Annotated in this window: 19 protein-coding genes, 1 pseudogene and 1 riboswitch; of the genes and pseudogenes, 8 read left to right on the top strand and 12 right to left on the bottom strand. The window is 61.8% G+C overall.

The window, feature by feature from the left end:
• The first annotated feature begins 134 nt into the window (after positions 1-134).
• The gene (locus tag J9788_RS18795) at positions 135-3,167 is read left to right on the top strand and encodes an autotransporter domain-containing protein (RefSeq protein WP_182265526.1); all 3,033 of its coding nucleotides are present in this window, start codon (positions 135-137) and stop codon (positions 3,165-3,167) included.
• A 138-nt stretch (positions 3,168-3,305) separates the two neighbouring features.
• On the opposite strand, the gene rluF is transcribed toward J9788_RS18795, so the two are convergent.
• The 3 genes and pseudogenes from rluF to J9788_RS25280 form a co-directional block, all read right to left on the bottom strand.
• Positions 3,306-4,175, bottom strand: a complete 870-nt coding sequence (gene rluF / locus J9788_RS18790) for a 23S rRNA pseudouridine(2604) synthase RluF (RefSeq protein WP_046897737.1) — start codon at positions 4,173-4,175, stop codon at positions 3,306-3,308.
• A 138-nt stretch (positions 4,176-4,313) separates the two neighbouring features.
• Positions 4,314-5,159 (bottom strand): aminoglycoside adenylyltransferase family protein, encoded by an 846-nt coding sequence (locus J9788_RS18785; RefSeq protein ID WP_046897866.1) that lies wholly within the window; start codon positions 5,157-5,159, stop codon positions 4,314-4,316.
• Positions 5,157-5,594 (bottom strand): annotated as a pseudogene (locus J9788_RS25280) (winged helix-turn-helix transcriptional regulator); the annotation flags it as partial. The gene J9788_RS18785 and the pseudogene J9788_RS25280, both read right to left, overlap by 3 nt.
• 95 nt (positions 5,595-5,689) lie before the next feature.
• On the opposite strand from J9788_RS25280, the gene J9788_RS18780 reads away from it, so the two are divergent.
• A complete protein-coding gene (locus J9788_RS18780; protein ID WP_182265525.1) occupies positions 5,690-6,913 on the top strand; it encodes an MFS transporter in 1,224 nt (407 codons plus the stop codon).
• Here the strand turns inward: J9788_RS18780 and J9788_RS18775 are convergent.
• Positions 6,910-7,335 (bottom strand): GNAT family N-acetyltransferase, encoded by a 426-nt coding sequence (locus J9788_RS18775; protein WP_182265524.1) that lies wholly within the window; start codon positions 7,333-7,335, stop codon positions 6,910-6,912. The two genes, J9788_RS18780 and J9788_RS18775, sit on opposite strands and share 4 nt — an antisense overlap.
• 142 nt (positions 7,336-7,477) lie before the next feature.
• A riboswitch (TPP riboswitch) is annotated at positions 7,478-7,574 on the top strand.
• Between the two features lie 35 nt (positions 7,575-7,609).
• Here J9788_RS18775 and thiM point away from each other — a divergent pair.
• From thiM to J9788_RS18760, 3 genes are all read left to right on the top strand, one after another.
• Positions 7,610-8,401 (top strand): hydroxyethylthiazole kinase, encoded by a 792-nt coding sequence (gene thiM / locus J9788_RS18770; RefSeq protein ID WP_094141506.1) that lies wholly within the window; start codon positions 7,610-7,612, stop codon positions 8,399-8,401.
• On the top strand, positions 8,401-9,201 hold the full coding sequence (gene thiD / locus J9788_RS18765; RefSeq protein ID WP_046897734.1) for a bifunctional hydroxymethylpyrimidine kinase/phosphomethylpyrimidine kinase: 801 nt from the start codon (positions 8,401-8,403) through the stop codon (positions 9,199-9,201). The genes thiM and thiD overlap by 1 nt, the downstream gene beginning before the upstream one ends.
• Before the next feature lie 83 nt (positions 9,202-9,284).
• Complete coding sequence (locus tag J9788_RS18760) at positions 9,285-9,743, top strand: inhibitor of vertebrate lysozyme family protein (RefSeq protein ID WP_046897733.1); 459 nt, start codon at positions 9,285-9,287, stop codon at positions 9,741-9,743.
• Between the two features lie 39 nt (positions 9,744-9,782).
• Here the strand turns inward: J9788_RS18760 and gutQ are convergent, their stop codons facing one another.
• From gutQ to yegS, 3 genes are all read right to left on the bottom strand, one after another.
• A complete protein-coding gene (gutQ, locus tag J9788_RS18755) occupies positions 9,783-10,754 on the bottom strand; it encodes an arabinose-5-phosphate isomerase GutQ (RefSeq protein ID WP_046897732.1) in 972 nt (323 codons plus the stop codon).
• 180 nt (positions 10,755-10,934) lie between these two features.
• A complete protein-coding gene (gene fbaB, locus J9788_RS18750; RefSeq protein ID WP_015378749.1) occupies positions 10,935-11,984 on the bottom strand; it encodes a class I fructose-bisphosphate aldolase in 1,050 nt (349 codons plus the stop codon).
• A gap of 260 nt (positions 11,985-12,244) precedes the next feature.
• Complete coding sequence (gene yegS / locus J9788_RS18745) at positions 12,245-13,150, bottom strand: lipid kinase YegS (protein ID WP_046897731.1); 906 nt, start codon at positions 13,148-13,150, stop codon at positions 12,245-12,247.
• A 29-nt stretch (positions 13,151-13,179) separates the two neighbouring features.
• On the opposite strand from yegS, the gene J9788_RS18740 reads away from it, so the two are divergent.
• The gene (locus J9788_RS18740; protein WP_152665227.1) at positions 13,180-13,401 is read left to right on the top strand and encodes a hypothetical protein; all 222 of its coding nucleotides are present in this window, start codon (positions 13,180-13,182) and stop codon (positions 13,399-13,401) included.
• A 216-nt stretch (positions 13,402-13,617) separates the two neighbouring features.
• Here the strand turns inward: J9788_RS18740 and yegQ are convergent, their stop codons facing one another.
• Both yegQ and J9788_RS18730 read right to left on the bottom strand, forming a co-directional pair.
• Entirely contained in the window at positions 13,618-14,970 is a 1,353-nt protein-coding gene (yegQ, locus tag J9788_RS18735; RefSeq protein ID WP_046897730.1) for a tRNA 5-hydroxyuridine modification protein YegQ, read from the bottom strand.
• 178 nt (positions 14,971-15,148) lie between these two features.
• Positions 15,149-15,487, bottom strand: a complete 339-nt coding sequence (locus tag J9788_RS18730) for a YegP family protein (RefSeq protein ID WP_033644064.1) — start codon at positions 15,485-15,487, stop codon at positions 15,149-15,151.
• 337 nt (positions 15,488-15,824) lie between these two features.
• Here J9788_RS18730 and J9788_RS18725 point away from each other — a divergent pair, with 337 nt between their 5' ends.
• Both J9788_RS18725 and J9788_RS18720 read left to right on the top strand, forming a co-directional pair.
• A complete protein-coding gene (locus J9788_RS18725) occupies positions 15,825-16,088 on the top strand; it encodes an antitoxin (protein ID WP_019452401.1) in 264 nt (87 codons plus the stop codon).
• Positions 16,089-16,091: 3 nt separating this feature from the next.
• Complete coding sequence (locus J9788_RS18720; protein WP_046897729.1) at positions 16,092-16,481, top strand: type II toxin-antitoxin system VapC family toxin; 390 nt, start codon at positions 16,092-16,094, stop codon at positions 16,479-16,481.
• A 7-nt stretch (positions 16,482-16,488) separates the two neighbouring features.
• Here J9788_RS18720 and baeR read toward each other — a convergent pair whose 3' ends face one another.
• Genes baeR through mdtD form a run of 3 tightly spaced genes read right to left on the bottom strand, consistent with a single transcriptional unit; the run spans position 16,489 to position 20,013 of the window.
• On the bottom strand, positions 16,489-17,205 hold the full coding sequence (baeR, locus tag J9788_RS18715) for a two-component system response regulator BaeR (RefSeq protein WP_046897728.1): 717 nt from the start codon (positions 17,203-17,205) through the stop codon (positions 16,489-16,491).
• A complete protein-coding gene (gene baeS, locus J9788_RS18710) occupies positions 17,165-18,586 on the bottom strand; it encodes a two-component system sensor histidine kinase BaeS (RefSeq protein WP_182265523.1) in 1,422 nt (473 codons plus the stop codon). The genes baeR and baeS overlap by 41 nt, the downstream gene beginning before the upstream one ends.
• Positions 18,583-20,013 (bottom strand): multidrug transporter subunit MdtD, encoded by a 1,431-nt coding sequence (gene mdtD / locus J9788_RS18705; RefSeq protein ID WP_182265522.1) that lies wholly within the window; start codon positions 20,011-20,013, stop codon positions 18,583-18,585. Before mdtD ends, baeS begins: the two co-directional genes overlap by 4 nt.
• Positions 20,014-20,019: the final 6 nt, after the last annotated feature.

Below are 20,019 nucleotides of genomic sequence, written 5' to 3'. Positions count from 1 at the left end.
GGGCAATAAGCTTTTGCTTCGACGATCAATAAACCTGCGTGCGCGGAATAACGCCTCATACCTCCTCTAGCGCATTGAGTTTTCTTATAACAATACATTCCGCGACATCACGCTAACGAGTACGGAGATAGCCCGTGAATGACACGACATCGCATTCTTTAGCGGTTAAAACACCGCTTTCCAAACTTTACCTCGCTCTATTTTCCGCGCCGCTGTTGATGCTGGCGCCCGCCGATATCGCTCGCGCAGACGATGCCATTTTTGACGGCGACTCAAAAATTACCGAATCATTGGCCTACACCGGGGACGTTTACGTCGGCCGTAACCAAAGCGGCAACCTGCTGATCGAGAATGGCAAGATCAGCGCCTATAACATCAATATCGGCCGGATGTTCAACGGCCAAATTCATGACAGCGTAGTCACGGTCCGCGGGCCGAACGCCGAGCTGAACGCGGTGAACGATCAGTACGTGCTGCGCGGCGGCCTGAATCTGGGGCGGGGCACTTTGCGGGTTGAAGACGGTGCGCTGGCCAGCGCGAAAGAGATCGTGGTCGGCACCACCCGTGGCTATGACAGCCACCTGATCGCCACCGGCGCCGGTTCGCGCGTCACCAGCAATTTTCTCAGCGTTGGCACCGATCTGGGGGCCCGATCCACGCTGGCGATTGAAGACGGCGCGGTGCTGAACACCGCCTTTGACGCGCGCATCGGCAATGGCAGCGGCCCGGGTGAGACCGATACGCTGAGCCCGAAAGCCACGGTCACGGGGGCCAATTCCCAGTGGAACGTCGGCCGTGCGCTCACGCTCTACGGCGATCTGGACGTGCTGAACGGCGCTGCGGTTAACGTCGGTAATATTCAGGTGGCGGGCGTCTCGGGCGCGCGTAAAACCGCCGAGCTGACGATCGCCGGCAACGGCTCACGCTTTACCAGCGGCAGCAGCGTCAACGTCGGCGATTACGGCAACGGGGTGTTGGCGGTCATGGATGGCGGGACATTCTCCGCTGGCGGCAACGAAGTGGTGCTGGGCAAGACCGGTTCCGGCTCGAACCGCGGCGCGCTGATCATCGGTAGCCGCGGCAATATGGACACCGGCACCGGGTTGACCGAACCGACGCTCGGCGCGGCGGGCGCCGCTGGCGCCATCGATGCTCAGACGGCGATCGCCCTGCGGGGCGGATTGTTCCGCAGCTATGTGTACTTTAACCATACCGACGGCAATTACGTTTTCAGCAACAAGATGAGCGGCGAAGGGGAGGTGATCAACAGCGCCGGGCACACGACGCTGAACGGCGATCTCTCTGAGCTGCAGGCGAACGTCACCGCGCGCGGCGGCAAGCTCATCATCGCCAGCGACATCAATACCCAGAAAGAAGACGACATCTTCGAGATCCAAACCCTCGGCGCCGAGAACGGCGGCACGCTGATCCTTAACGCGACGGCGGGTACCGACGTCAATAACGGGCTGGGCTACAGCAGCGCCGCGTCGATCAAGGCCGGCGGCACGCTGGGCGGCAACGGTACGCTGGGCCAGACCGAGATCCAGTCCGGCGGCCATATCTCGCCCGGTGACGGCAATATCGGCACGCTGACGCTGAAACGCTACCTGAACTTTATCGGCGAATCCTTCTATGACGTCGATATCGCCGGCGACGGCCGCAGCGATCAACTGCTGGTGGCGGGCAAAACCACCATCAGCGATCGGGCCAAGGTGCAGGTGACGGCGCTGGATCCGCAAACCAGCTATAAAACCGGCCAAAGCTACCGCATTCTGACCTCGGACGGCGGCATTGACGGCCAATTCGCGTCGGCGGTCTCCAAGTCTGCCTTCCTCGATGTGGCGTTGAAGCACAGCGCCAACGCCGTGGATCTGACCATTGCGCAGAAAGACACGGGCGGAGAAAACCCAGGCGGCGAGAATCCGGGTGGGGAAAATCCGGGCGGAGAAAACCCAGGGGGTGAGAATCCAGGGGGCGAGAATCCGGGCGGAGAAAACCCAGGCGGGGAAAATCCGGGGGGCGAGAATCCAGGCAGCGGCAAGCCGGGCATTTTCCAAACGGTGGCCGAGAGCGGCAACCAATGGAATACCGCCGGCGCGCTCTCGACGCTGGCGCAGCGCGGCCCTTCGCTGGCGCTGTACAACTCGCTGCTGCTGCTGAGCGCGCCGGAAGCGCGCGAGGCGTTCAATCAGCTGTCCGGCGAAGTCTATCCGTCGATGCAGTCTAACCTGATCGCCGGCAGCACCCAGCTGTTCAACGTGCTGAACCAGCGCATGCTGCGCCTGTTCGACAACGACAGTCTGCCTATACCGCCGTTGGCGATGTCGCTGGTGCAACCGGCGCAGGCGCAAAACAGCGGCGTTTGGGGGCAAACCTTCAGCTCCTGGGGCAGAAACAGCGGCAACGGCAACGTGGGCAAGTTGGATGGCAACACCACCGGCTTCCTGTTGGGGGCGGATCGCAAGCTGGCGGACCATAACGTGCGCATCGGCGGCTACTTCGGCTACAGCCGCGGCGATTATGACGTCGACAGCCGCCGCTCCAAGGCCGATACCGACAACTACCACCTCGGCCTGTATGCGGCCGGGCAGCAGGATGCGTTCTCGCTGCGCGGCGCGCTGGGTTACACCTGGCACAAGATTGAAGGCAAGCGCAACGTCGATTTCAGCGGCTTCTCGGATCGGCTGAAGTCGGATTATGACGCGAACTCGCTGCTGGCGTTCACCGAAGCGGGTTACCGTTTCGGCCAGCCGGAGATGAACGTCGAACCGTTCATCAACCTGAGCTACATCCGCCTGCATACCGACAGCTTCCAGGAGTCGGGTGGCGCGGCGGCGCTGAGCGTGCGCAATGAAACGATGGACACCTTCTACTCCACGCTCGGGGTGCGCGGCGTGACCGAACTGCCGAAGAACGTCAGCCTTTACGGCTCGCTTGGCTGGCAACATGCCTACGGCGATAAGAACACCTCATCGCGCATGGCGTTTGCCGGCAGCGACGCGTTCGTCACTCAGGGCCAGGCCGTGGATGACAACGTGATGGTGGGCGATATCGGTGTGAGCGTGAAGCTGTCGCGCGCTGCGACGTTGGATGTCGGCTATCAGGGGCAATTCGGCGCCGATACCCGCGTCAATTCGGTCAACGCCAACCTGCGCTGGTCGTTCTGATTTTTCCTCCAGACTTCTCTGGTACTTGCAGGCCCGCTTGATGCGGGCCTTTTTTATGGTGAGAACTCAGTGGCGGCCTGTGGCTGACTTTCACGATAAAAAAGCCCGCGCAACGGCGGGCTGAGTGGGGAAGGACGTTTAACGCCCTTTTTTCTTGCGCCCCGGCTGGGTAAAGCGCTTGCGGCCGGCCGGCGCAACGGCTTTGTCGGCGCTTTTCGGGCCGCCGGCGCTCGGTTTTTTCGCTGGGGTAGATTTGGCCGGGGCTTTCTTCGTCGGTTTAGCCTCGGACGAAGAGCCTTCAATCAGCTTGAACAGTTCGATCAGCTCGTCATCGGTCAGATCGCGCCATTCGCCCAGCGGCAAGCCTTTCAGGCTGACGTTCATGATGCGCGTGCGTTCCAGCTTGGTGACCTCATAGCCGAAGTGTTCGCACATGCGGCGGATCTGGCGGTTCAGCCCCTGCACCAGCGTGATGCGGAACACGAACGGCGCCTCTTTCTTCACCTTGCACTTTTTGGTCACGGTGCCAAGCATCGGCACGCCGGCGCCCATGCCGCGAATAAACTCGTCGGTCACTGGCTTGTTGACCGTCACCAGATACTCTTTCTCGTGATTGTTGCCGGCTCGCAGGATCTTGTTGACCAGGTCACCGTGGTTGGTCAGAAAGATCAGCCCCTGCGAATCCTTGTCCAAACGGCCGATCGGGAAGATGCGCTTGCTGTGGTTGACGAAGTCGGTGATGTTGTCGCGCTCGCCGTCTTCGGTGGTGGTGACGATGCCGACCGGTTTGTTCAGCGCAATCAGCACCAGATCTTCTTCATTGCGCGGTTCGATCAGCTGACCGTTAACCTTCACCACATCGCCGGCAAATACCTGGGCGCCAACGGTGGCGCGTTTACCGTTGATGAAAACGTTGCCCTGTTCGATGTATCGATCGGCGTCGCGGCGTGAGCAGATACCGCTCTCGCTAATGTATTTGTTCAGACGAATGGATGAGTTGGTCAGCATGGGATCTCCGTAAAACGCGGACTATACATTACCCGGATGGCGCTGCGAAGCGAATCATGCAGGGGGCGGCGGCCATGAACAAAATTCGCCCCTGCATCAATAAGTGCAGACGATAAGTGGTGTCGACAGGCCTGCGTCTTATTGCGAGGCTGTTGTCGTCAATAGACTTGCGATCGTCGTTTTGGCATAGCCGATGAATGCCGCCAACGGCTGCTGATGCTGAGGCAGATCATCTATTGCTTGTCCGAGATAAACTCGCTGCGCGGTGCTGAGTATCGGCCGGTGTTCAGATGGCAAGCGTTCCAGCAGCCATTCGGCGGCCACCTCTTTGGGGGCGATCCGACCGGTCGCCGCGCTGAACCAGATGCGCGCCAGCGCCAGCACAATGTTGCATTCGTCGCCATGCCAGTCCTCAGGTTCGTTCCATTGGCTCAGGGTATCGGTGAGCGCGGTGATGAAATCGTTGCGAGGGACGCTGTCATACAGGAGTTCAAAGGAGGCGCCGAACAGATGTCGATGATGCTGCCGGGCTTTGGTAAGCAGAATCGCTACATCAGGATCCAAGGTGGCGGGGGAGACGATGTCCGCCTGCAACTCTTCGCGCAGCCACTCACCAAACTGTAACTCACGTCGTGGCGGATAGCGCCAGGGTTTGATGTCGGTCTGTACCAGCACGGTGACTTCCAGCGGACGATAAATGCCGTCAGCACCTGGCGGAGCCGACACGGTCAGCAAAGCTTTCATGAGGGCGGCCCGAGTGGTTGACATCAACGGCTTACTGACGGCGACCAATAGGTCGATATCGCTGTTGGGTTTAAGACCGCCATCGACAGCGGATCCATACAGATGGATGCCCAAGAGTGTCTCGCCGAGTTGCTCTGTCAGCACGTTGCATGCGGCGTCGATCTGTGCGGCGATTTCGCATGGAGACGTTTTTTCAGCGAATTGGGGGCTGTTAAACGACGGTTCAAACCGTTCCCCCACCTTCACCACCCGGGTGTTCAGCGGGGTGAGCGTCTGCCCGGCGCTGCCGATCGGCGTCAGGCGCGGGACGGGGCGGCCGCTGTCGCTTTCCACCAGCGTTGAGTGCGCCTCTCCCTCGGCGAACAGATGATCTTCCCCCCATTGGCGCAGGCCGACGATCACCGGAAACAGCGCGCGGCCTTTCTCGGTCAGCACATATTCCAGATAGGCGCTGCCGTCCGCGGCGGGCACGATCTCCAGCACGCCGTGCGACACCAGGGCGCGCAGCCGGGTGGCAAGAATGTTCTTCGCCATCCCCAGCCCTTTTTGAAATTCGCTGAAACGGGTGACGCCGTCGAAGGCGTCGCGCACGATCAGCAGCGACCACCAGTCGCCAATCACATCCAGCGTGCGCGCCACCGGGCAGGGCGCGTCTTCCAGGCTCTTACGTTTCACGGCGGTTATCTCCAGCTGCACATTCTGGTTGCATTATAAAACCTCTGCACCTAAAGTTCATTGGGTTTAATAATGAAACCATATTGAGGTGTGCGATGAGCGACAAACTGCTGGATCCTCCCTGTGCGGCATTGGGGCGCCTGCCGGCCGCCCTGGTGCTGCTGTTGGCCGCCGCCAGCGCCTTTAGCGTGGCCAACGTTTACTATGCGCAGCCGCTGTTAGACGCCATCGCCCGTGATTTTTCCATCAGCCTGGCGGCGGTCGGCATGGTGATCGCCGTGACTCAGTTGGGCTGCGCGCTGGCGCTGCTGTTGGTGGTGCCGTTGGGGGATCGGCTGAACCGGCATCGATTGCTGGCGGGGCAACAGCTAGGGCTGATCGCCGCGCTGCTGCTGGTGGGCTGGGCGCCCAGCGCGCCCTGGCTGCTGGCGGGGATGTTGCTGGTGGGGCTACTTGGCACCGCCATGACGCAGGGCCTGATCGCGTTCGCCGCCGCCCTGGCGGCGCCGCAGGAGCGCGGGCGGGTAGTCGGCGCGGCGCAGGGCGGGGTGGTGCTGGGGTTGCTGCTGGCGCGCACCTTGTCCGGCGCGCTGGCGGACGTCGGCGGCTGGCGCACGGTATATTTCTTCTCCGCCGGAGTGACGCTGGTATTGCTGCCGATCCTGTCGCGCCTGCTGCCTGCGCCGCGCACCACGCCCAGCACGCTGAGTTATCCCGCGCTGCTGGGTTCAATGTTGAACCTGTTGCTGCATGACCGCACGCTGCAAATTCGCGGCATGCTGGCGCTGCTGATGTTCGGCGCTTTCAGCCTCTTTTGGAGTTCGCTGGTGTTGCCGCTGAGCCGGCCGCCGTTCAACTTCACCCATGCCGCGGTGGGAGCGTTCGGCCTGGTGGGCGCGGTGGGCGCGCTGGCGGCGGTGCACGCCGGGCATCTGGCGGATCGCGGGCTGGGGCAGACGGCCAGCGGCGCGTGTCTGCTGCTGTTGACGCTGGCCTGGCTGCCGCTCGGTTTGCTCGGCAGCGGCCTGGTTTGGCTGGTGGCGGGCATCGTGCTGCTGGATCTGGCGGGCCAGGCTATCCATGTACTGAACCAGAACATGATTTTCAGCGCGCACCCGCAGTCGCACAGCCGGCTGGTGGCCTGCTACATGCTGTTTTACGCCGTCGGCAGCGGGCTGGGCGCCTTTGCCGGCACCCATATGTACGCCTGGGCGGGCTGGAGCGGCGTCTGCTGGCTGGGGGCGGGCGTCAGTCTGAGCGCGTTGCTGTTTTGGCGGCTGACGCTGCGCGGGATGCCGGATGCGGCGGGTAAGGACTAGCGGGCCGGTGAGTGCATCAGGTAATAATCTTCTTCGCCGTCGTTGCCGGTGGAGATGATGCGCCAGCCGTGCTTGCGGTAAAACGCCAGCGCTTTTTCATTTTTCACCAGGCATTTCAGCGAACCGGTGGCGGTGAAGGTGGCTTGCGCCGCCTGCAACAGCGCACTGCCGACGCCGCGCGGCGGCTGATGGGGATCGACATACAGGTTATGAATGAAGTTATCTTCGCGGTAGACGGAGACAAATCCCAGCAGCACGCCGCCGTCTTCCGCCACCCAAATCGCTTCGCCCAGCGTCGCGCCGTCGAAATCTTCCAACTGATAGTTTGAGGTATCGCGCCAGCCGAACGCCGCCTTGCGCGACGCCAGGTACAGCGTGCGCAGGAAGGGGCGATCGGTCTCTTGGTAGGGTCTTATCTGCATGGCATCTCCCGGTGGTTTGTGCTCACTATAGCGCATTGCGCGGCGTATGCCCGCTGGGCCAATTTAATCGCTTGTTTGTCCGCGCCGCCGCTGGCATGATCCCCTGCAGGGATTAACGCAACGTTGATCACAACCTATTGATTTTCATGACTCGGGGTGCCCTTCCGCGTGAAGGCTGAGAAATACCCGTATTACCTGATCTGGATAATGCCAGCGTAGGGAAGTCACGGCCGCTCAACCGGCGCCGCCTTCTTGAACGCCGGTTGGGAGGAATATGATCGCTCGACCTGATGCACTACCCGGCGCCCGCGCCGCGGCCTGCCTGACCCAATTCCAACAGCGGCCTCCGCTGATCCACTGCCTGACCAACGAAGTGGTGCAGTCGCTGACCGCCAACGTGCTATTGGCGCTCGGCGCCTCCCCGGCGATGGTGGTGGAGCCGCAAGAGGCGGCGCAGTTCAGCGCGCTGGCCGACGGCCTGCTGATCAATGTCGGTACCCTCAACGCGCTGCGCGCCGAATCGATGCGGGCGGCGGTGGCCGCCGCCAATCGGGCCGGCAAGCCCTGGACGCTGGATCCGGTGGCGGTCGGCGCGCTCTCCTACCGCACCGCCTTCGCCAAACAGCTGCTGGACGAGCAACCGGCGGCGATACGCGGCAACGCCTCGGAAATCATGGCGCTCAGCGGGTTGCTGGCCAGCGGCCGCGGCGTGGACAGCGGCGACGACTCGCTGGCGGCATTGCCCGCCGCGCGTGAGTTGGCGCGGCGCAGCGGCGCGGTGGTGGCGGTCACCGGCGCGGTGGATTACGTCACCGACGGCCAACGCGATTGGGCGATTGAAGGCGGCTCCCCGCTGATGACGCGGGTGGTGGGCACCGGCTGCGCGCTGTCGGCGGTGGTGGCGGCGTTTTGCGCCCTGCCGGGCGATCGCCTGGACAACGTGGCGACCGCCTGCCGGGTGATGTCCCACTGCGGCGGTCTGGCGGCCAGGCAGGCCGCCGGGCCGGGCAGCTTTACGCCGGCGTTCCTCGATGCGCTGTATCAACTGCGCGGGGAGGATCTGTGATGAAACGCATTAACGCCCTGACCATCGCCGGCACCGATCCCAGCGGCGGCGCCGGCATTCAGGCCGATTTGAAGGCTTTCTCGGCGCTTGGCGCCTACGGCACCTCGGTGATCACCGCGCTGGTGGCGCAAAATACCCGCGGCGTGCAGTCGGTGTATTACATCGATCCGGCGTTCGTCGCCGCGCAGCTGGACTCGGTGTTCAGCGACGTGCGCATCGACAGCGTCAAGATCGGCATGCTGGCCAACGCCGACATCGTGCAGGCGGTGGCCGAACGGCTGCGCCATTACCGGCCGGAGTTCGTGGTGCTGGACACCGTGATGCTGGCGAAAAGCGGCGATCCGCTGTTGGCGCCGGAGGCGGTAGAGTCTATCCGGCGCGAGCTGTTGCCGCTGGTGTCGATCATTACGCCGAACCTGCCGGAAGCGGCGGCGCTGCTGGCGTGCGCGCCGGCGGAAGATGAAGCGCAGATGCGCGAGCAGGGGCGGACGCTGCTGGCGATGGGCTGCCGGGCGGTGCTGATGAAGGGCGGCCACCTGAGCGAAAGCGAGAGCCCGGACTGGCTGTTTACCGCCGAAGGCGAGCAGCGCTTTACCGCGCCGCGCGTCGCAACCCGCCACACCCACGGCACCGGCTGCACGCTCTCGGCCGCGCTGGCGGCGCTGCGCCCGCGCCATGCCGACTGGGCGGCCACGGTGGCCGCCGCCAAGGACTACCTGCAACACGCTTTGCAACAGGCGGACACGCTGGAAGTGGGGCACGGCATTGGGCCGGTGCATCATTTTCACGCCTGGTGGTGAGTCAACTTTTTGCCGCCACCGTGGTCTGACTAGTTCAGGCCCGGTTTACGGGCGAAATCTGATTTAACCTAGGGAGAAGGACTATGACGGGACACCAGGCGCTGCGTTGCGCCCTCTTCGGCGCACTGCTCAGCTTCAGCGCGGGCAGCTTCGCTCAGCAGATCGTCACCACATCGGATTTGATTCAGCAGCCGGGGTATCAGGCCAGCTGGCAAAACATGGTTAAAGGCCAGGCGCGGATGCCGGGCTGGGCGCGCAAGGGCGTTGGCACCTCTACACCGGCGCAAAACCTGAGCTGGAAGGGCAAAGAGTATCTGGTCGGCAATCTGTGCAAACCGCACGACTGCGGCAACAACTTTTTGATCGTGGCGTTCAGCGCGGATAAATCCCAGGCCTGGGGCGTGCGGGTGGAAGTGGAAGATCGGCCGGAAGCCGTCGATCATCCGAAGAAGTATGCCAGGTACCAGTGGCTCGGCAAGCCGGATGACGACATGAAGGCACTGCTTAAGCAGCAGTTCGAGAACAATCCCGACTGGAAATGATCTGACCGGGGGCGCTGACGATGCCGCCCCCGGCGTTGATCAGCCGATGCCGGCCTGATGCAGATCGTGCAGATTGAGCGCCCCCACCAGCACGCCGTCCATGTTGACCACCGGGGCCGCGCTGATGTGCTGTTCGTGCAGCGCTTCCAGCGCTTCGCCGGCACGCCACTGCTCCGGCAGCCGATAGCCGGGGCGGGTGATCGCCGGGCTGAGCGGATCCTGCAGGCTGTTGCCCTTCACCAGCCAGCGGCGCAGGTCGCCGTCGGTAAATACGCCCACTACCCGCTGCTGCGCGTCGCACACCGCCACTAACCCCAGCCCGGTGCGGCTCAGCTCCAGCATCGCTTCCATCACGTTGGCGCTTTCGCTCACGCGCGGCAGGCGATCGCCGGTGCGCATCAGGTGATGCACGCGGTTCAGCAGGCGCGCCCCCAGGCTGCCGCCCGGGTGCGAACGGGCGAAGTCTTCCGCGTTGAAACCGCGCTGGCGCATCAGCGCCATCGCCAGAGCGTCGCCCATCATCAGGGTGTTGACCGCGCTGGAGGTGGGCGCCAGCCCCATCGGGCAGGCTTCGCGCTCGACGCCGATATCCAGCACGCAGGCCGCGCCCTGCGCCAGCGGCGATTCTTTGCCGCCGGTGATGGCGATCACCGGAATGCCGTTCTCCGCCAGCAGCGGCAGGATCAGGTCCAGCTCTTTGGCGCGGCCGGAGTAGGAGATGAACACCACCACGTCGTCGGCGCCGATCATGCCGAGATCGCCGTGCAGCGCCTCCGCCGGATGAACGAAGAACGACGGTGTGCCGGTGCTGGCCAGCGACGCGGCGATTTTTTTGCCGATATGGCCGGACTTGCCGATGCCGGAAATCACCGCTTTGCCGCGGCAGTTCAGCAGCAGCTCGCAGGCGCAGACGAAATTGTCATCCAGGCGCGCCAGCAGGCGCTGCGCTTCGGTCAACTCGATCTCCAGCGTTTCGCGGGCGAAGGCGAGCAGGGCGTTGGCGTTACTCATCGGGGTCTCCGGTCAGATTAGTGATACATAAAGGCGATGTTTTGTCTGGTGAAAGTATCATGCATTAGAGGGAGGCACTAAACGCGGCGCCGTTTGTTGCGTTAAATCCCTGAGAGCGGTCACGTTTGAAGGCACAAAAAAGCCCGGCGAACCGGGCTTTGGGACAGGCGGTCCGTCACATCAGGCGATGGTGACCTTCTTGTCCAGATAGGCGTCTTGCACGGCGTTGATCAGCGCTACGCCGTCTTTCATCGATTTCTTGAACGCCTTGCGCCCCAGGATCAGGCCCATGCCGCCGGCGCGTTTGTTGATCACCGCGGTGCGCACCGATTCTTGCAGATCGTTCTCACCGGCGGCGCCGCCGGAGTTGATCAGCCCGGCGCGGCCCATGTAGCAGTTGGCCAGCTGGTAGCGCACCAGATCGATCGGGTGATCGGTGGTCAGCTTGGTGTAGACGCGATCGTCGGTATAGCCGAATTTCACCGCGCGGTAACCGCCGTTGTTTTCGGCCATTTTCTGTTTGACGATGTCGGCGCCGATGGTGGCGGCGATGTGGTTGGCCTGGCCGGTCAGATCGGCGCTGGAGTGGTAGTCCACGCCGTCCTTGTTGAACGCCGGGTTGCGCAGATAGGCCCACAGCACCGTGACCATGCCCAGCTCATGCGCGCGCTCGAAGGCGATCGAGATCTCTTCGATCTGGCGGCGCGACTGCTCGGAGCCGAAGTAAATGGTGGCGCCGACCGCCACCGCGCCCATGTTGAACGCCTGCTCGACGCTGGCGTACAGAGTCTGGTCGTACTGGGTCGGGTAGCTCAGCGTTTCGTTGTGGTTGAGTTTGACCAGGAACGGAATTTTATGCGCGTAGCGGCGCGATACCGACGCCAGCACGCCGTAGGTGGAGGCGACGCAGTTACAGCCGGCTTCAATCGCCAGCTCGACGATGTTCTTCGGATCGAAATACAGCGGGTTGGCGGCGAACGAGGCGGCGGCGGAGTGCTCGATACCCTGATCGACCGGCAGGATCGACAGGTAACCGGTGCCGCCCAGGCGGCCGTGGTTGAACAGGGTTTGCATCGAACGCAGCACGCTGTTGGGGCGGTTGTTATCGATCATTACGCGGTCGACGAAATCGGCGCCCGGCAGGTAGAGATTCTCGGCGGGGATAGTGGTACAGCGGTGTTGCAGCAGATCTTCCGCTTCCTTTCCTAGCAACTGCACAATATCAGTCATGATTCACTCCCGATTAAGCTTCTTCATACACCGGCAATGCAGGGTTTTTGACCACCGGCGCAGTAAAAAAGCGGTGATTGAAGCTGTAAAGCGATGCTACCGAACTTGATCCGGCAAGGACAAACAATAGATGCGATTGAGAGGAAATGCCATTGGCGTGGCCAAATACGCGGGGACGATCGCCCCCGGCGCATTAAGTGATTGATTGTTCGATCTCGCCAGCCTTGGCGTTCCGAGCGGCGAGCGGGCGCAGAACCGGATTAGCCCAGCAGGGCGCAGTTCGGCGGCAGGCGGCATTCGATGGCCTGCGGCACCACTTCGATGCGGAAATGGCGGCCTTTGAGCGGCTCGCCGTCGAGGTTGAAGGTCATCTCATGCGGCGCGTCGATCTCCAGCCACGGCAGCGCGGCGCTGAGGATGCTGTTGCTCTCTTCGTCGTTGAACAGGGCGGCCACCAGCGCCGGCAGCAGTTCATCGGCGATCAGCAGGCGCAGCTGCAACTGCCCGTCGTTAATCAGCGCGTTGGGGCACAGTTCCTGGCCGCCGCCGGCCTGTTTGCCGTTGCCGATGCCGATCACCAGCGCTTCGCCGGCCCAGTGGAAGTCCGGCCCGCGGATTTCACAGCGGTCGGCCTGCAGCGTATCCATGCGCAACAAGCCGTGAACGAAGTAGGACACGCCGCCCAACGCCGCCTTTAGCTTCTCCGGCGTTTCAGTGGTGATACGGGTGCCGAAGCCGCCGGTGGCCATGTTGATGAAGTAGCGCTCGCCGTTGACCTTGGCCAGATCGATAGGCACCGAGCGGCCCTTGATCGCCAGCTGCAGCGCCTGCTCGGGCGAGAGGGGAATGTTGCAGGCCATGGCGAAGTCGTTGGCGGTGCCGAGCGGCAAAATGCCCAGCGCCGGCCGACCTTGCGCCGGCAGTTGCGCCAGCGCGGCGGCCACTTCGTTGATGGTGCCGTCACCGCCGCCGGCGACGACGGTGCCGACACCGAGCCGAGCGGCTTCGGCGACGTAGCGCGCGGCGTCACCGTGTTCCCAGGTGACGCGCACGTGCAGCGTTATCTGCTCTTCGCGCAGCCGGTTGACGGCCTGGCGCAGCTCTTCGTTGCCGGCGCCCTTGCCGTTGATGATAAGCAGTGCTGGTGCATGTGAGTGTTGAGGCATTGCCGAGCTCCTCCGGCGGAAAACCAATAATGCCCCAAGATAAACCAGCCAGGGTCGCCAAGCCATCAGAATATTCAGCTAATTCCGGTTATTTCCCATTGCGCCGTGAATATGAAGACGATGCGAATTTATCTGAATTTAACCTGACAATAAGCGAAATTTTAATGGCGGCAGGATTAATCGCTATAGCGTTATTTATATATCGATGTGGCGTTATTATTTTTATTAAAATGGATAACGGGAAAACGTAATGAAAAATAGGCGCGCCGGCGGCAATGGCGGGTCCATAAAGAAAAAGCCAGCCCAAGGGAGATTGGGCCGGCTAAGGAGGTGGTTCCTAGTATTGCTATGCAAATATTTTCGTTGTTCGTTTTTAGCAGCGTGATAGTAACCAAGCTGCGCGCTCATTGATGTGATCCAATTCTAATATTTGCTAAAAATCGCCGCCGAATGACGGCGATTCATTGTTAGGCTCCGGCGCTATTTTCTTCCGCCAAATTGCGGATCAGCAAAGCATAATTGAGATCGATATCCTGCGGGATCGGCAAATAAACGATATGGCCGTTGCCCGGCGCGACCTCAATCGGCTCGCCTTTCTTATTTTGCATGCTTTCGAGAGTGAACAGCACGTTGCCGCCCGGCGTCATCATCTCGACGCTGTCGCCGAGTGAAAATTTATTCTTCACGTCGACTTCCGCCCAGCCTTCGCGGCGCACGCCGGTGAACTCGCCGACGAACTGCTGGCGCTCGGAGAGCGAAGAGCCGTATTCGTAGTTCTGCTGCGCTTCGTGCACGTGGCGGCGCAGGAAGCCTTCGGTATAGCCGCGGTGCGCCAGGCCTTCCAGCGTGGTGAGCAGGGTAGGATCGAACGGTTTGCCGGCAACGGCGTCATCGATGGCGCGGCGGTAGACCTGGGCGGTGCGCGCGCAGTAGTAGAAGGACTTGGTGCGCCCTTCGATCTTCAACGAATGCACGCCGAGCTGCGTCAGACGCTCTACGTGCTGGATGGCGCGCAGATCCTTGGAGTTCATGATGTAGGTGCCGTGTTCATCCTCGAAGGCGCTCATATATTCGCCTGGCTTTTGCGCCTCAGACAGCATGAACACCTTGTCGGTCGGCGCGCCGATGCCCAGCGTCGGCTCGACGGTCTGCACCGGGATCGGCTCGTGCAGGTGCACGATATTGCCGGTGTCGTCCTCTTTGCCTTCTTCCGCCTTGTACTGCCAACGGCAGGCGTTGGTGCAGGTGCCCTGGTTGGGATCGCGCTTGTTGATGTAGCCGGACAGCAGGCAGCGGCCGGAGTAGGCCATGCACAGCGCGCCGTGGACGAAGATCTCCAGCTCCATGTCCGGCACTTCGGCGCGGATCTCGGCGATCTCTTCCAGCGACAGTTCGCGCGACAGGATCACGCGGGTCAGGCCCATTTGTTTCCAGAACTTCACCGTCGCCCAGTTAACGGCGTTGGCCTGCACCGACAGGTGGATGTCCATCTGCGGGAAGGCTTCGCGCACCATCATTATCAGGCCAGGATCGGACATGATCAGCGCATCCGGGCCCATATCGACCACCGGTTTCAGATCGCGCAGGAAGGTTTTCAGCTTGGCGTTGTGCGGGGCGATGTTGACCACCACGTAGAATTTTTTGCCCAGCGCGTGCGCTTCGTTGATGCCCTGCGCCAGATTCTCGTGGTTGAACTCGTTGTTGCGCACCCGCAGGCTGTAGCGCGGCTGGCCGGCGTAAACCGCATCGGCGCCGTAGGCGAAGGCGTAACGCATGTTTTTCAGCGTGCCGGCCGGGGAGAGAAGTTCTGGTGTAAACATAGTGTGTCTCGGTCTGATTTCAGGTCAGCACCACGCCACCTGATGGCGCAGTAAAAGCGGGGGATTGTAGCCGCGGCGCGGCAAAAAATCAGCAGTTAACCGGATTTATTCAAGGGAGATTGATCCCGGTCAAACGGAAAACGCGCGATGGCGGCCACCGCGCGGGCGAAACGGGGGATCAGGCGCTCAAATCGCGAATATCGGTGGTCGGGCCGTTTTTAATCACCGACTGGATACCGTTTTTGGCTGCGCTTTCGGAGCTGTACATTTCGCTGACGCCGATCACCTGATGGTTCTTGGCCTTCAGCACAAAGTAGGGCTGGTTGCTGGTGCTGTGCTTCAGTTCAAACTGCGCTTCATGCGGCGAATTGGTCTGCACCGAGGCGATGCCGTTCTCCGCCGACGCTTTGCTGGCGTACATCTCGCTGGCCAGAATGATCTCGCCGTTACTGGCTTTCAGGTTGAAGTGGTACTGTCCGTTCTTTGCTTTTTTCAGCTCGTAATGACCGATTGCCATGGTTCTTCTCCTGTAGGTTCCGATTCGTGATGTAAGTGTAGCCAATCGCTTGAAAATCGGTGGCTAAACCTCACAGCAGCTTAGTCGAAAAAATGCGCAATTTTTTTGCGCCGGCGCGGAGTTTTTATTCGGTGAGCCCGGCGTCGCACGGGAAGCTAAGAGAGGGGCGGTGATTGCGCAGTGCACCGCATAATGAGGGGAGCAGGGTTTCAACCCGTGAGACTGTGCGTTACTGTTTGGCCGTTTCGTCAATGTGGATGAAAAATGAGCGATATATCTTGGCATCGACACGCTACAGGCATATGCTTTGGCCTATGCCAGCTGTGGGGGTGTCGAGATGGAAAGAATCGCAAAGCTGTTTAAAAACGGCAGAAATCAGGCGGTGAGGTTACCGGTGGAATTTGAATTTGATACGGATCGTGTCTATATCCGTCGCGATAGGGAGGGCAACGTGATTTTATCCAAATATCCAGCAAAGCCGGACAGCTGGGCACCGCTGCTGAGCATTATCGCCCAAACGCCGGTGCCGCAAGAGTTTCTTGGCGCGGAAGATCGTCAGCAAGGGGTTGCAGACCGCGATCCATTCTCAGAGGACGAATAGGCGATGTACATGTTTGATACCAACACCGTCAGCCACTTGTTTCGGCAGCATCCGCAGGTGCTTAACGTCATGGAAAAGCTCCCGCCTTCTGCCGTATGTATTTCCAGCGTCACGGAGGCGGAACTGCTTTACGGTGTCGCTAAACGGCGGAACAAGGCGTTGCAAAGCATGGTCGAGGCCTTTCTTGCCGCGGTGACAGTCTATGCATGGGATAGCGAAGCTGCCCGCTGTTACGGTGAAATGCGGGCAAACATGGAGAGAAAGGGGAAAATCATGGGCGCGATGGATCAACTGATCGCCGCTCATGCGCAGAGCCGTGGCGCGACGCTGGTGACCAACGATCGCGCATTCGCCATGGTGCCCGGATTGGCGGTTGAGGACTGGACGCACTGATTTCCCCCTAAACCCCATTCACCAGCCGGCAGGGCTCGGCTTCCCAGCGGTAACCGACGCCGTATACCGAGCGGATAAAGGATTTTTGCCCGTCGATCAGCTCCAGCTTGCGCCGCAGGTTTTTGATGTGGCTGTCGATGGTGCGGTCGGTGACCACCCGATAGTCGTCATACAGGTTGTTCAGCAGCTGCTCGCGCGAAAACACGTTGCCCGGCTGGCTGGCCAACGTCTTCAGCAGGCGGAACTCCGCCGGCGTCAGATCCAGCAGCTGCCCCTGATAACTGGCCTGGAAACGCGGTTCATCGATGTGCAGCAGGTCATCTTCCCGCGCATTATCCTGCGGCCGATAGCTGCGGCGCAGGATGGTTTTCACCCGCGCCACCACCTCGCGCGGGCTGTAGGGTTTGCAGATGTAATCGTCGGCGCCGATCTCCAGCCCCAACAGGCGGTCAATCTCTTCGATTTTCGCCGTCACCATCACGATAGGCACGTCGCTGAAGCGGCGCAGCTCGCGGCACACCGTCAGCCCATCGGCGCCCGGCAGCATCAGATCGAGCAAGATCAGCGCTGGCGGATGCTGGTGCACGGTCGGCACCACTTCATTGCCGTTGGTCAGCCAACGGGTGGCGTAGCCCGCCGCCTGCAGATAATCCACCAGCAGCTGGCCCAGCTTGGGCTCATCTTCAACAATCATGATCTGCACGGGGTGATTCTGAATGTCCATCAGGGCGCCTTATTTTTATCGGGGTTGCAAATTCTACTGTAATGCGCACGCCGCCTAAAGGCGAATGCTCGGCGCGGATTTTCCCGTCGTGCGCTTCCACGATGTTGTGGCAGATCGCCAGCCCCAATCCGGAACCGCCGCTGGCGCGGTTACGCGAGCCTTCCGCCCGGTAGAAACGTTCGAAAATGCGCGTCAGTTGCTGATCGCTGATGCCTGGCGCGCTGTCCTGCCAGCAGAGGGACAGCCGCCCCGGCTGCAGCTCGGCGCTGATTTCCAGCCGGCCGCCGGCATCGGTGTAGCGCAGGCTGTTTTCCAACAGGTTATTGAACAGCTGATTCAGGCGATCGGGATCGCCGAACAGCGGCGCATGGGGCGGCAGATGGGTGACGATCTCCAGCCCCTTGGCGCGAAAGCGCTCGCGGAAGGCGGCGACGGCGATCTGCAGCAGATGCACGCAGTCCACCGACGATTTGCGATAGGCCAGCGCGCCGAGATCGGAGAGCGAAAGCTGGTGCAGGTCGTCGACCAGTTTGGTCAGGGTGGACACCTCGGCCTGCAGCGAGCTGAGCGACGCGGGCGTCGGCTGGCGCACGCCGTCCTGCAGCGCCTCCAGCTCGCCGCGCAGCACCGCCAGCGGCGTGCGCAGTTCGTGCGACACGTCGGCCATAAAGGCGCGGCGCATCTGTTCATTTTTCTCCAGCGAGGTGGCCAACTGGTTGAAGTCGTGCGCCAGCCTGCCCAGTTCATCCTGGCTACTGACCGTCACGCGGGTGGTGAAGTCGCCCGCCGCCAGGCGATGGGTGCCCGCCACCAGGCGTTTGACCGGCGCCAGCATGCCGCGCGACAGCAGCCAGGTCACCGCCGCCGCCAGCAGGGTGGAGAGCGCGACGATAATCCAGCTGGTGCGCCGCTGCTGGCGATCGAAGTTGATATCGGTGTTGCGCGTCAGGCGTTCGACCGGGGTAGTGATCACCCAGCCGACGATCTCGTTGTTATAGCGGATTGGGTGGCGCGGCCCTTCTTTCGGCACCGGCCCGGAGTGGCCCACTAGCCGGTTGAACTGGCTGTCCACCACCCAAAACTGGGTGCGCCAGCCCTTGGGCGGCAGGTTGTGGCTGCTGTCGCTGTTCTGTTCGAACGAACGCATGATTTGGTAGATAACCTGATCGTTGTTGCGCAGGAATATCCAGTTGCTGTGGCGACTGTACTGCTCCTCCAGCGCTTCGCTCAGCATGTTGATGCGCTGCTCGTTGCTGTGCTTGATGTAATCGATAAAGCCGCGTTCAAAGCTGACGCGCACCCCCCAATGCATGGTGATCAACACCAGCATGCAGGTAGCGAAAATGGCCAGGAACAGTTTCCCGGTAATGCCTATCTTCATTGCAACCTCGTTGAGCCGGTGCCCGGCTCTTTGGCCAGCGTGCGGTTAGGCGCGCTATCCGCCGGCACGCGCGCGAAGGCCAGCGCGGGCAGGGCGATAATCAACGCCATACAGCAGTAGCTGTAAATAAATGCGCTGTGGATGGCCGGGCTGTCGGCCACCGCCTGGTGATGGGCGAAGCTGCCGATCAAGATGCCGGCGACGCTGACGCCGAGGCTCATCGACAGCTGCATGACCATCGACAACAGGCTGTTGCCGCTGCTGGCCAGCCGGTCCGGCAGGTCTTTCAGCGTCAGGGTATTCATCGCCGAGAAGCGCAATGCGTTGACCATCCCCTGGAAGAACAGTATCACCGGCAGCAGCCACAGCCAGCCGAGCATCGCCGCCAGCAGGAAACTCAGGCTGACCAGCGCCAGCAGCAGCGTGGCTGCCACCAGCACGTTGCGATAGCCGAAGCGGTTGACCACCTGCACTACGATGCGCTTCATGCCCATGCTGCCGATGATCATCGGGATCATCATCAGCCCGGCGTGGAACGGCGTGAAGCCCATGCCCACCTGCAGAAACAGCGGCGTCATGAACGGCAGCATGCCGCTGCCGATGCGCCCCAGCAGACTGGCCAGCAGCCCGATCTTGTAGGTCGGGGTGCGCAGCAGCCGCAGTGAGAACAGGGCGTGGCTATTGCCGTAGGCATGCCAAACATACCCCAACAACGCCGCCGCGCCCAGCGCCACCAGGCCGGCGATGGCGCCGCCGGTCATACCCATGCCTTTATGGCCGTCGAGCGCCAGCGTCAGCGACGCCATGCCGATCGCCAGCAGGAAAAAGCCGCTGAGGTCGAAACGGCGGGTCTGCATTTGGTAGTTGGGCATCAGCAGCAGCGTGGCGATGGCGCCCACGATGCCCACCGGAATATTGATCAGGAAAATCCAGTGCCAGCTGGCGTATTGCACCAGGAAGCCACCCAGCGCCGGCCCCAGCAGCGGGCCGATCTGGCCCGGCAGCGTCACGAAGGTCATCGCCGCCATGTACTGCTCGCGCGGTACGATCTTCATCACCGTCAGGCGGCCGACCGGCACCATCATCGCGCCGCCGACGCCCTGAAGCACGCGCGAGGCGATCAGCTCGTTCAGGGTTGCCGAGCGGGCGCAGAGGAGGGAGCCGAGGGTAAACAGCACGATGGCGCTGAAAAACACCCGCTGTACGCCGACCTTGTCCGCCAGCCAGCCGCTGGCCGGCAGCGTCACCGCCACCGTCAGCACATAGGCGACGATCACCGACTGCATGCGCAGCGGGTTCTCCCCCAGGCTGGCGGCCATTGAGGGCAGGGCGGTATTGACGATAGTGGTATCCAGCGTCTGCATAAAAAAGCCGAACGCCACTATCCAGAGTTGCCAACGTACCGTGGCGGTGTGTTTCATCAGCATCGGTCG

It is taken from the genome of Serratia sp. X10 (genome assembly GCF_017811775.1).
Taxonomy (GTDB): Bacteria; Pseudomonadota; Gammaproteobacteria; order Enterobacterales; family Enterobacteriaceae; genus Serratia; species Serratia ureilytica.
Note: the sequence above shows the minus strand (reverse complement) of the source record. Positions and strands in the feature narration are given on the sequence as shown.

Excerpts from the sequence above, each read along its gene's own strand:
- J9788_RS18760 (WP_046897733.1), top strand. The coding sequence starts at position 9,285 with ATGACGGGACACCAGGCGCTGCGTTGCGCCCTCTTCGGCGCACTGCTC.
- baeS (WP_182265523.1), bottom strand. The coding sequence starts at position 18,586 with ATGAAGATAGGCATTACCGGGAAACTGTTCCTGGCCATTTTCGCTACC.
- J9788_RS18775 (WP_182265524.1), bottom strand. The coding sequence starts at position 7,335 with ATGCAGATAAGACCCTACCAAGAGACCGATCGCCCCTTCCTGCGCACG.
- mdtD (WP_182265522.1), bottom strand. The coding sequence starts at position 20,013 with ATGCTGATGAAACACACCGCCACGGTACGTTGGCAACTCTGGATAGTG.
- gutQ (WP_046897732.1), bottom strand. The coding sequence starts at position 10,754 with ATGAGTAACGCCAACGCCCTGCTCGCCTTCGCCCGCGAAACGCTGGAG.
- J9788_RS18725 (WP_019452401.1), top strand. The coding sequence starts at position 15,825 with ATGGAAAGAATCGCAAAGCTGTTTAAAAACGGCAGAAATCAGGCGGTG.
- J9788_RS18730 (WP_033644064.1), bottom strand. The coding sequence starts at position 15,487 with ATGGCAATCGGTCATTACGAGCTGAAAAAAGCAAAGAACGGACAGTAC.
- J9788_RS18780 (WP_182265525.1), top strand. The coding sequence starts at position 5,690 with ATGAGCGACAAACTGCTGGATCCTCCCTGTGCGGCATTGGGGCGCCTG.
- baeR (WP_046897728.1), bottom strand. The coding sequence starts at position 17,205 with ATGGACATTCAGAATCACCCCGTGCAGATCATGATTGTTGAAGATGAG.
- thiD (WP_046897734.1), top strand. The coding sequence starts at position 8,401 with ATGAAACGCATTAACGCCCTGACCATCGCCGGCACCGATCCCAGCGGC.
- fbaB (WP_015378749.1), bottom strand. The coding sequence starts at position 11,984 with ATGACTGATATTGTGCAGTTGCTAGGAAAGGAAGCGGAAGATCTGCTG.
- thiM (WP_094141506.1), top strand. The coding sequence starts at position 7,610 with ATGATCGCTCGACCTGATGCACTACCCGGCGCCCGCGCCGCGGCCTGC.
- J9788_RS18720 (WP_046897729.1), top strand. The coding sequence starts at position 16,092 with ATGTACATGTTTGATACCAACACCGTCAGCCACTTGTTTCGGCAGCAT.
- yegS (WP_046897731.1), bottom strand. The coding sequence starts at position 13,150 with ATGCCTCAACACTCACATGCACCAGCACTGCTTATCATCAACGGCAAG.
- rluF (WP_046897737.1), bottom strand. The coding sequence starts at position 4,175 with ATGCTGACCAACTCATCCATTCGTCTGAACAAATACATTAGCGAGAGC.
- J9788_RS18740 (WP_152665227.1), top strand. The coding sequence starts at position 13,180 with ATGCCCCAAGATAAACCAGCCAGGGTCGCCAAGCCATCAGAATATTCA.
- yegQ (WP_046897730.1), bottom strand. The coding sequence starts at position 14,970 with ATGTTTACACCAGAACTTCTCTCCCCGGCCGGCACGCTGAAAAACATG.